This window comes from Marivita sp., assembly GCF_017643905.1.
Taxonomy (GTDB): Bacteria; Pseudomonadota; Alphaproteobacteria; order Rhodobacterales; family Rhodobacteraceae; genus Marivita.
The window spans coordinates 1-9,333 of record NZ_JAEPMO010000160.1 but is presented as its reverse complement, the minus strand read 5'-3'; the positions used below and the strand labels follow the sequence as shown (position 1 = coordinate 9,333).

The window sequence follows — 9,333 nt, the reverse complement described above, 5'->3', positions numbered from 1 at the left end:
TTCAAGGCCAGCTCGGAGACCGCGAAAAAAAAGAGGAAGGAGACGCCAATGTTGACCCCGTCATGAACCGACCGACATACTGACAGGCGGGTCAAATCTCGATGACAATGCTGGGTCAGTTCTCAGTGACATCCAACAGTCTTCAGGCTTGGATCGACCAGGATCAAGAGATCGGGTTGGACTGCAATGGTTTTACAAACGCGTACTACACGGCCATCGGATGTTTTCTTGAAAATCCAATTCACTACCACAACAAGTACAAGCAAATCGCCGGTGTCGCGCATAATTGGTACGACATCGACTACGACAGCGTTGTTCTGTGGGCGCGGCCAAAGAAATCGGAAGAGAAAAAAGACCTTTGGGAGGTCATACCCAACGGACACAAAGGGCCAGATCACCATGCCCATATCGGGGTGATTGATCATGTTCTAAATGATGAGGTGGTGGTGTGTCAGCACGGCTCGAACGTTGGTCCCAGGATGTCGACGTACAAGATCGTTTCTGAACCACCCAGTAAGGCAAAGGGCAAAGAGGTTTGGTATTTGCGCGAGATCGGCACGTCAAAGGCGCAGACTGTTATCCTGACGAAGACGATACCGACATATGCTGCCGGCGAATAAATTCGCCAGCAGCACGTTTGCTCGGTTGGAAGTGATTTTGTGTTGTCTTCGAAGTTGGTTTACCGCGCATCTAGCGACATTGAACTTTGGACAACCCAAAGACCCAAAGCCAACTCCGGGTAGGCGCGCTTACGCCTTTGCCGGGATCCGCAGAACCTGACCCGGGTAGATCTTGTCCGGATGGCTGAGCATCGGGCGATTGGCCTCGAAAATCGCGTTGTACTTTGATCCGTTGCCAAGGGTCTTTTCGGCGATCGCCCAAAGCGTGTCGCCTTTGACGACCGTGTGGAACACGGGCTCATCCGAAGTGTCCGCCTCGACGGCAGACACGCCTTCGACGTTGCCTACGGCAAGGATCACCTTTTCCCGTTCTTCCTGCGTCATGTCTCCGCCGGAGACGACAACTTTGTCGCCCTCGACCTTGATCTCGGCACCTTTGGTGTCGAGCCCAAGATCGGCAACTTCCTTTTCGAGAATGGCCGCTGTCGGCAGATCGTCGCCACCGACCAATTTGCGCCCCGCGGATTTCACGAAATTCCAAAGTCCCATATGCCCCTCCTATTGGCTGTGTGTCGAAGCCAGCTTTGCGTGGCTTTCACGTCCACTCTAGGGGGAAAACGGGACGGTGAAACGCAAAACGTGATTTTTCATTGCCCGATGCAAGGGATTTTGCCACCTTTTCCAAATGTAGGGGGCCGGTCCTCCGGGGAACCAAGACTTCACAGGGAGACAGTGATGGGTAAGAGAGACGATTTGATCGCAAAGTATGCGGACGACTTGAAGAACAAGTGCGGTATGACGCCGGACATGGATCTGCTGACAAAAGTCACGATCGGTTGTGGGCCCGCGATCTACAACGACGATGCGTCGACGGTTGCGGGGTCGCAGGCGTCCGAACTTGAAACGGTCAAGACCAATTTCCTCATCAAGAAGCTTGGTCTGAAGGACGGTCCGGAATTGATGGATGCGATCAATTCGGTCATCGAAACCTATGGCAAGTCCGAGCGGAACAAGTATCGCGCGGTTGTTTACTACATGTTGACCAAGCATTTCGGCAAAGAGTCCGTCTACGGATAAGCCATGTCCAGGGGATTGATCTGAGAGCGCTCCATCTGGGGCGCTCTATTCATTTGAATTTGTCTCAAATCAGAGGGACTTGGTGTTTGGTCCTGAGCGTCGTTTAAGGTACAACCACAAAGACGGTCAGGACGACCGAAACCATATTCAGTTTACGCGCGTGGTGACTTGGGAGCGCGGGGACGGAGGGTTTCGGTTTCGGCCGGACCCTCCGTTTGAATTCAGACAAGTGGGATCACGGCACCGATGACCGCGGACCCGAATGTGGCGTAGCCAGCATCGATCAATGTCAGTTTGAACGGCCGACCCGCAAAGCCGTAATTCGTGGCCAGCCATGGCGCTGCGAAACAAGCACCGATGCCGAGGCCTGACGTAAAGCCTTTGGATACGGTCACGATGCCCAGCATATTGAATGCGTAATACATCGTCGCGGCAACGATCATCGCCGAAACGATGCTTATCACATATGGAAGAGGGCTTTTCTGGTTGGCGGGCCTGCCGTTTGCGTCGGTGGCAACACCAGATGCTTTGACCCAAGGTTTGGCAAAGAGGCTGTACCACACCGCACCAAATGCCCATCCTGCCAGACCGGCTGCGATTATCGGAAGGAAAGACATGTCCGTTTCTCCGCCTTGGTCGACCTACCCGGTGATGCCCGCAAGGTCGCAGATGATCCGCCATTCGGTTTCCGTAACGGGCTGTACGGAAAGGCGTGAGTTGTTAACCAGAACCATCTGTGACAACCGTTCATCAGCCTTGATCTGCTCGAGCGTGACGGGTGTCTTCACCGGCTGCACCGCCTTGATGTCCACACATTCCCAACGTGGATCATCTGTTTTGCTTTCGGGATGCGCTTTGGCAATGACTTCGACCGTTCCGACAACGGCTTTCTCGGACTGTGAATGGTAGAAGAACCCTTTGTCTCCGATGGCCATCTCGCACATGAAATTGCGCGCCTGGTAGTTGCGCACGCCGTCCCATTCTTCACCGGCATCGCCTTTGGCGACCTGATCGTCCCACGACCAGGTGGACGGTTCGGATTTGAACAGCCAGTATCTCATCCGCCGATCACGCGCTTCCACGGGATCAGTTCAACGCTCTCGAAGAGACCGGCCTTGGCGTAGGGGTCGCTGTCGGCCCAGTTTTGCGCAGCTGCCATGTCTGCGACGTCGAGGATCACCAGAGATCCGATCATCTGTTCTGCGTCGTCCAGCAAAGGACCGGCCTGAGTCACCACACCCGTGGCTTCGATATAGGCCAGATGGGCGTCGCGGTTGGCTTTGCGGGTTTCCAGAGCGCCGGCTTTGTCGCGCGCGATCAGGGCGATGAGCATTTATTCTTCCTTCAATGGACGGGTCATAAGCGTTTCTATGGCATCCGCGATCGTCGTTGAACCCTCAACAAGACGTGTCACGGTTTGTGTGATCGGAAGGTCGAGGCCCTTTTGCTTTGCGATCTCTGACATGGCTTTGGCGGTCGCCGCGCCCTCGACAGTGATGGTGGGATCGAACGTTTCGCCGCGGCCCAGAGACAGACCGAGTTGGTAGTTGCGAGAGAGGTCCGAGGTGCAAGTCAGGGCGAGGTCGCCCAGCCCGGAAAGCCCGGAAAGTGTGTCTGGGCGCGCGCCGTAAACCGCTCCGATCCTTTGCATTTCCGCAAAGCCCCTGGTCATCGTTGCGGCACGCGCGCTGTCACCAAGCCCGGCACCGATCACCGCGCCGCAGGCAATCGCCATGACGTTTTTCAATGCGCCGCCAAGTTCCGCGCCGATGGTATCGGTGGTCCGGTAGAGGCGCAGGGTTGGTGTGGTCAGTAGCGACTGGAGTTCCTTGCCCGTTAGCGCGCTGGCGCAGGCCAGGGTCAACGCCGTGGGTCGCCCAATCGCGATATCTGCGGCAAAGCTGGGGCCCGTCAGGATGGATGTCATCGCACCGGGAAGCACATCCTCTAGAACGCGTGTCGGACCAAGCCCCGTGCTCAGTTCAATGCCCTTACAGCATGCCACGAGCGGCGTATCGCTGGCGCCGATCTGCGCTGCCGCTGTCCGCATGGCCTGCAGCGGTACAGCCACCAGCACGGCAATTCCATTGGTGACCCGTGACACGTCCTGCGTGACCGTCAGGCTGTCCGGAAAGGACGCGTTCGGAAGATAGGCTCTGTTGCATCGCAATATGTCCATATCACGCGCCTGATCCGCGTTGCGGCACCAAAGCGTGACGGGCTGGCCGGTTTTGGAAAGCGCGATGGCAAGAGCAGTGCCGAACGCACCGGCGCCCATAACGCCGATCACGCCTTGGCCCCTTTCTTGCCGCTGCCCAGAGCCGCGGGGGCGGCACGGTCAAGCGGCCATCTGGGACGGGCGGTCAAGGTCAGATCATCTGCACCCTCTACAGCGAACTTCTCGGCACCGGCATAGGCAATCATCGCCGCGTTGTCGGTGCAAAGCGCCAAAGGCGGGGCGACAAACGGAATGCCGTGATTGGCAGAAAGTGTCTCTAACGCGGCGCGTAGCTCTGTATTTGCGGCGACCCCTCCCGCGACGGCGAAACCGGAAAGCCCCTCAGAGGCGTTCAACGCACGTTTCGATTTTTCAATCAAAACATCGCGGATTGCCGCCTGAAACCCGGCGCAGAGGTCATCGACATCCTGCTTATGTAACCCGCCCTGGTCAGCAACAAGCTGGTCGCGCTGGCGCAGCAGGGCTGTCTTGAGGCCTGAGAACGACAGATCGCAGCCCGGTCGATCCAGAAGGGGACTCGGGAAGACGAAGCGCAAATCATCACCAAACCGGGTATGTTGCTCGACCGAAGGTCCTCCGGGTTGTGGCAGCCCAAGCAGGCGCGCGGTCTTGTCGAACGCCTCTCCCGGTGCATCGTCGATCGTGCTGCCAAGGCGCGAGAATGTCGTCGGGCCCTCGACACGCAGAAATTGGCAATGCCCACCGGACACCAGAAGGATGAGATACGGATAGTCCAACCCGTCGGTCAGGCGCGGGGTCAAGGCATGTCCGGCCAGGTGGTTGACCCCGATCAGCGGTTTTCCTGTCGCGACGCTCAAGCCCTTGGCCATCATCACACCCGACAGCACACCGCCGATCAGGCCAGGTCCAGCAGTGACGGCGATCGCGTCGATCTCCGAGAACGACATACCTGCCTCGGCCAGGGCGCGTTCGACACAAAGGTCCAGCTTTTCGACATGGGCGCGCGCTGCGATCTCGGGCACGACACCGCCATAGGCCGCATGCAACGCAGTTTGATCGGCAACCACAGACGAGAGAATCTCGCGTCCGCGCACAACGGCGGAGGCTGTATCGTCACAGCTGCTTTCCAGCCCTAGAACGGTGATGTCGTGGCTCATCAGAGTTTCCGTTGCACCCATGAGGCCCAGCAGTTACCACCCTTGGGTGCTGCTCACAACAACACGGGATGCCATGGCTGCCCCACGCCCCCTGCTGCTCCTCACGCGACCGCAGGCGTCTTCCGAGGCGTTCTGGGCGGCATTGCCAAGGCAGATCCGAGATCACGTCGATTTTTTAATCAATCCACTCATGTCGATCCACTTCACTGGTCCTTTACCCGAGATGCGTGGGGTGGCCGGGTTGATCTTCACCTCTGCCAACGCTCTAGATGCCTATGCGGCGCTTGGTGGGATAGCTTTGGACATTCCCGCGATTGCAGTCGGCACGGGAACGGGCAAGGCGCTGCGCGCGTTTGGGTTCAAAGCGGATATCGCAGGGGGAACAGCGGATCAGGTGGTAGAGCATGTTTTGCGACATGGGTATTCCGGCCCGCTGCTGCATCTGCGCGGGGAAAACGCGATTGGGGATATTGCGAAACGTTTGACGGATGCGGGCGTGGAAACCTCGGAAGCCGTCCTATATACGCAGGAGCTTGAAACTTTTGCGCAGGACACGCGGGAGGCTTTGTCGCAAGACAGATCGATACTCGCGCCGGTATTTTCGCCTCGGACGGCTCGGCAACTTGGCCGCGAATCGCTGGGGTTTGACAACATCCGGTTTGCCGCGATCAGTCAGGCTGTTGCGGACGCGCTGCCTGCGGATGCGGCACACAGAACGAAGGTATCACGTCGACCCGATCGTGACGGGATGATCGAGTTGGTACAGGAGATGGTCACAGACGCCGTATGTCTTGAGCGGCGGCTGTGAGAGTTGTAAGTTAAAGTTGACATAGCTGTCGCGCAAACTTGACAGATTCGAAGGATTAACCGGTGGCGAAACGCAAAAGCACGGACAAAACCTCACAAGAAGTCACGGACAAAGAGGTCGATTCCGACCGCGCATCAGATCAGCCTGACGCGGCCGAGCAGACGGCCAAGGATATGGACACTGTTGCGGAAGCCGTTGAAGCCGTTGAGGTTTATGCGCCCGAAGACGATGCGTCAAAGTCAGATATCGATCCCAAAGACACTGATAACACGGCCGAAGATGCGGTCACCGACGATGTGATCGAACAAGCGGAACCCGGCAAGGGCGATCCCGCCGAAAACCAAATCGACGCCCCGCAAGACAGCGAATCTGTCACGTCCGAGTCGGACGCTGCATGCGAAGAAACACCGCCCAATGACGATCACCTGACCAAAGAAGAAGCAGAAAAGCTGATCGAGGAAGCGGAAACTGTCGAAGACCACGCGACTGCAGCGGACCCCGTTGTCGAGCCCGAAACTCTTCCGGTTGCACCCCAGGTCATCAAGGAAACCACAATCGAGCGCAAAGGCGGGTTTGTGCCCATGCTGCTTGGCGGTGCTGCTGCGGCCATTCTTGGCTACGGCGTCGCGGCCTATTCGTCTCAGGCGGTTTGGCCGTTCGACGCCGCCGAGGATACTGCGTTCGAGGATGAATTTCGCGCCGCCCTAACAACACAAGACAGTGCCCTGTCTGATCTGGGAACGCGGATCGCGACCTTGGAAGGTGCTGAACCTCCAACAATCGATCTATCCCCGGTCGAAGGGCAGATCGCAGCGGTGCAAACGACGGCCTCAGACTTGTCTGCACGTCTTGACGAGATTGTCTCACGGATCGACACGCTGGAACGTCAGCCCCTTGAAACCGCTGTGTCCGAAGAAGCGATTGCCGCCTATGAGCGTGCGCTCGACGACCTGAAAGCCGAGGTCGAGGCGCAGCGTGCAGAAGTTGCCCAGATGGCGCAGGAAGCCGTTGCTGCCGAAGGCAATGCAGAGGAAAAGGCGCAACTGGCCGCGTCCCGAGCTGCCTTGGCTGACATAACCGCCGCTCTTGATACCGGTGCTGGCTTTGCTGGTGCGATTTCAGTGCTTTTGGCGAACGGCGTCGATGTGCCCGATGCTTTGGCAAGCAACGCAGAAAACGGCGTTCCCACGCTGTCGCTCCTCAGAGAGACCTTCCCGGATGTCGCCCGCGCCGCGCTGCGCGATGCCCGCAGTGCCGACACTGCAGAAGCAGAAGGCGTCAGCCGCATCAGCACGTTCTTCGCCAATCAACTTGGCGCGCGATCTGTCGCACCCAAAGAGGGCGACAGCGCAGACGCGGTGCTGTCCCGTGCAGAAGCTGCTGTTCGCGCGGGTGATCTGGACATGGCGCTCTCGGAACTGTCGGCGCTTCCGGAAGCGGCCCGGTCTGCGGTCTCTGATTGGCAAGCCAGTGCACAAAAACGCCTAGAGGCGAAAACGGCAGCGGACGGTCTCGTCCAGCAGCTGCTTCAGGAATAAGGGGGGCGCTTGATGCTTTGGTCTCTTTTCAAGATCGTTCTGTTCGTTGTCATCGTTGCCGCTTTGACGCTTGCTGCCGGCTTTCTCATGGAAAGCAATGGCGGAATTCAAATCACGGCGGGTGGCACCGAATTTACGCTTGGCCCGCTCCAGTCGGTGATCGCCGCTTTGGTGGCCATCCTCGCGGTCTGGCTGTTCCTCAAGCTTTTCGCGTTGCTGATCGCCACGCTGAAATTCATCAATGGCGACGAGACTGCGATTTCGCGCTATTTCGACCGCAACCGCGAGCGCAAGGGCTTTCAGGCACTCAGCGAGGGTTTGATGGCGCTCGCTTCCGGCGAGGGGCGTCTGGCCATGGCCAAGGCCACCAAGGCCGAGAAATATCTCCACAAGCCGGAACTGACCGACCTCATCACCGCGCAGGCTGCTGAAATGACGGGCGACCGCAAGAAGGCAGAAGAGGTCTACAAACGGCTGGTTCAGAACGAAAGCACGCGTTTTGTCGGTGTGCGTGGTTTGATGAAGCAAAAGCTCGATGCCGGTGACACGGAAACCGCGCTCAAGCTGGCTGAACGGGCTTTTGCCATCAAACCGAAACATGAAGAGGTGCAGGATACGCTGTTGCGTCTGCAGGCCAAGAATGCGGATTGGTCCGGCGCGCGAAAGACGCTCAATGCCAAACTGAAACACGGCTCGCTCCCGCGCGATGTGCACAAGCGCCGCGATGCGGTGCTCGCGCTGTCCGAGGCCAAGGGCGTGCTTGACGAAGGCAAGACCATCGAAGCGCAGGAAGCCGCGATTGCCGCGAACAAGTCGTCCCCCGACCTCATCCCGGCGGCCGCGATGGCCGCACGCAGCCACATCGCTCAAGGCCGCTCCAAATATGCGGTGCGCCTCCTCAAGAAAGCTTGGCAGGCGCAGCCCCATCCCGATCTTGCCGCTGCGTTTGCGGAAATCGAACCGAATGAAACACCTCAGGCGCGGGTTCAGCGGTTCAAGCAATTGACGGCCATGCGCCCGGAGCACCGGGAAACGATGCTTCTATTGGCAGAGCTGAACCTTGCGGCGGAAGATTTCCCCGAAGCGCGTCGGTCTTTGGGTGATCTCGCCGAGACGGAACCGGACACCCGTGTTCTGGCCATCGTGGCGGCGATCGAACGTGGCGAAGGCGCGTCGGACGCCGTCGTGCGCGGCTGGCTGGCCCGCGCGCTGACCGCACCGCGTGGCCCACAATGGGTCTGCGACAATTGCAAGACGATCCATGGCGAATGGACACCGGTCTGCACCAATTGCGAAAGCTTCGACACGTTGAGTTGGACGATCCCACCGCAAAGCGCAACGGTCCTGCCCGCGGGAGCGGAAATGCTGCCGCTGATCGTCGGTTCCATCGAGGACAAAACCAAGCCAGTCGACGAAGCCGAGGTCCTGGATCCAGACCCGGTTGCATCCGACGACACCACGCCGATGGCAGAACCAATGACAGCGGCGAATGACGTGGACCATGCTGCACAATCACCAGAGCCAGAAAAGGTGAAATAACACTTTTCTTGCGCCCCGACCGGTGCTAACAGCCCGGCCAATCTTCCTGAGGTGAGGAACACCCACACCGGGTTGGCCGCTGTAGCTCAGCTGGTAGAGCACGTCATTCGTAATGATGGGGTCGGGGGTTCGAGTCCCTTCAGCGGCACCATAAATATCCCGCCACCGCGTCAGCGTCGACTGGCATGTCGACGAAACCTGCAGCCGTGTCTGTGGCAAATGGCGATATCTGTATCCTATGGTCAGGGCTCATAGCCAATAGATGACGGTTGCCGCGAGCGCGATGGCAGAGAGGAAGACTTTTGGGCAACGGTCGTAGCGGGGTGCCACACGCCGCCAGTCTTTCAGCCTGCCAAACATGATCTCGATCCTGTTGCGCCGTTTGTACCGCCGC

At 58.5% G+C, this 9,333-nt stretch carries 12 protein-coding genes and 1 tRNA gene; 6 read left to right on the top strand and 7 right to left on the bottom strand.

Annotated elements, in window-relative coordinates; genetic code table 11:
* Positions 1-101: 101 nt before the first annotated feature.
* Positions 102-620: a hypothetical protein gene (locus tag JJ869_RS19640; RefSeq protein WP_292269843.1), complete on the top strand. Its 519-nt coding sequence runs from the start codon at positions 102-104 to the stop codon at positions 618-620.
* 129 nt (positions 621-749) lie between these two features.
* Here JJ869_RS19640 and lysM read toward each other — a convergent pair whose 3' ends face one another.
* Positions 750-1,169, bottom strand: coding sequence for a peptidoglycan-binding protein LysM (gene lysM, locus JJ869_RS19635; protein ID WP_292269840.1), 420 nt, complete (start codon positions 1,167-1,169; stop codon positions 750-752).
* A gap of 186 nt (positions 1,170-1,355) precedes the next feature.
* Here lysM and JJ869_RS19630 point away from each other — a divergent pair, with 186 nt between their 5' ends.
* Positions 1,356-1,697, top strand: coding sequence for a DUF2853 family protein (locus tag JJ869_RS19630; protein ID WP_292269838.1), 342 nt, complete (start codon positions 1,356-1,358; stop codon positions 1,695-1,697).
* Between the two features lie 221 nt (positions 1,698-1,918).
* Here the strand turns inward: JJ869_RS19630 and JJ869_RS19625 are convergent, their stop codons facing one another.
* Genes JJ869_RS19625 through tsaD form a run of 5 tightly spaced genes read right to left on the bottom strand, consistent with a single transcriptional unit; the run spans position 1,919 to position 5,054 of the window.
* Positions 1,919-2,314 (bottom strand): DUF1761 domain-containing protein, encoded by a 396-nt coding sequence (locus tag JJ869_RS19625; RefSeq protein WP_292269836.1) that lies wholly within the window; start codon positions 2,312-2,314, stop codon positions 1,919-1,921.
* A gap of 24 nt (positions 2,315-2,338) precedes the next feature.
* A complete protein-coding gene (locus JJ869_RS19620; RefSeq protein ID WP_292269833.1) occupies positions 2,339-2,758 on the bottom strand; it encodes an EVE domain-containing protein in 420 nt (139 codons plus the stop codon).
* Positions 2,755-3,030, bottom strand: coding sequence for a YciI family protein (locus JJ869_RS19615; RefSeq protein WP_292269832.1), 276 nt, complete (start codon positions 3,028-3,030; stop codon positions 2,755-2,757). Before JJ869_RS19615 ends, JJ869_RS19620 begins: the two co-directional genes overlap by 4 nt.
* Positions 3,031-3,975, bottom strand: coding sequence for an NAD(P)H-dependent glycerol-3-phosphate dehydrogenase (locus tag JJ869_RS19610; protein WP_292269847.1), 945 nt, complete (start codon positions 3,973-3,975; stop codon positions 3,031-3,033).
* Between the two features lie 8 nt (positions 3,976-3,983).
* Positions 3,984-5,054, bottom strand: a complete 1,071-nt coding sequence (tsaD, locus tag JJ869_RS19605) for a tRNA (adenosine(37)-N6)-threonylcarbamoyltransferase complex transferase subunit TsaD (RefSeq protein ID WP_292269829.1) — start codon at positions 5,052-5,054, stop codon at positions 3,984-3,986.
* 73 nt (positions 5,055-5,127) lie between these two features.
* On the opposite strand from tsaD, the gene JJ869_RS19600 reads away from it, so the two are divergent.
* The 4 genes from JJ869_RS19600 to JJ869_RS19585 all read left to right on the top strand — a co-directional run bounded on the left by JJ869_RS19600 (position 5,128) and on the right by JJ869_RS19585 (position 9,090).
* The gene (locus JJ869_RS19600) at positions 5,128-5,862 is read left to right on the top strand and encodes a uroporphyrinogen-III synthase (RefSeq protein WP_292269828.1); all 735 of its coding nucleotides are present in this window, start codon (positions 5,128-5,130) and stop codon (positions 5,860-5,862) included.
* A 62-nt stretch (positions 5,863-5,924) separates the two neighbouring features.
* Positions 5,925-7,400 carry a mitofilin family membrane protein gene (locus tag JJ869_RS19595; protein WP_292269827.1) on the top strand — a complete coding sequence of 492 codons (1,476 nt, stop codon included), beginning with the start codon at positions 5,925-5,927 and terminating at the stop codon, positions 7,398-7,400.
* A 12-nt stretch (positions 7,401-7,412) separates the two neighbouring features.
* Positions 7,413-8,939, top strand: a complete 1,527-nt coding sequence (locus JJ869_RS19590) for a heme biosynthesis HemY N-terminal domain-containing protein (protein WP_292269826.1) — start codon at positions 7,413-7,415, stop codon at positions 8,937-8,939.
* A 75-nt stretch (positions 8,940-9,014) separates the two neighbouring features.
* Positions 9,015-9,090, top strand: a tRNA-Thr gene (locus JJ869_RS19585).
* A 98-nt stretch (positions 9,091-9,188) separates the two neighbouring features.
* On the opposite strand, the gene JJ869_RS19580 is transcribed toward JJ869_RS19585, so the two are convergent.
* Positions 9,189-9,333, bottom strand: a 145-nt coding sequence (locus JJ869_RS19580; protein ID WP_292269845.1) for a transposase, incomplete at its 5' end; no start/stop codon positions are given.

Excerpts from the sequence above, each read along its gene's own strand:
- JJ869_RS19615 (WP_292269832.1), bottom strand. The coding sequence starts at position 3,030 with ATGCTCATCGCCCTGATCGCGCGCGACAAAGCCGGCGCTCTGGAAACC.
- JJ869_RS19590 (WP_292269826.1), top strand. The coding sequence starts at position 7,413 with ATGCTTTGGTCTCTTTTCAAGATCGTTCTGTTCGTTGTCATCGTTGCC.
- JJ869_RS19625 (WP_292269836.1), bottom strand. The coding sequence starts at position 2,314 with ATGTCTTTCCTTCCGATAATCGCAGCCGGTCTGGCAGGATGGGCATTT.
- JJ869_RS19600 (WP_292269828.1), top strand. The coding sequence starts at position 5,128 with ATGGCTGCCCCACGCCCCCTGCTGCTCCTCACGCGACCGCAGGCGTCT.
- tsaD (WP_292269829.1), bottom strand. The coding sequence starts at position 5,054 with ATGAGCCACGACATCACCGTTCTAGGGCTGGAAAGCAGCTGTGACGAT.
- JJ869_RS19630 (WP_292269838.1), top strand. The coding sequence starts at position 1,356 with ATGGGTAAGAGAGACGATTTGATCGCAAAGTATGCGGACGACTTGAAG.
- JJ869_RS19640 (WP_292269843.1), top strand. The coding sequence starts at position 102 with ATGACAATGCTGGGTCAGTTCTCAGTGACATCCAACAGTCTTCAGGCT.
- JJ869_RS19610 (WP_292269847.1), bottom strand. The coding sequence starts at position 3,975 with ATGGGCGCCGGTGCGTTCGGCACTGCTCTTGCCATCGCGCTTTCCAAA.
- lysM (WP_292269840.1), bottom strand. The coding sequence starts at position 1,169 with ATGGGACTTTGGAATTTCGTGAAATCCGCGGGGCGCAAATTGGTCGGT.
- JJ869_RS19620 (WP_292269833.1), bottom strand. The coding sequence starts at position 2,758 with ATGAGATACTGGCTGTTCAAATCCGAACCGTCCACCTGGTCGTGGGAC.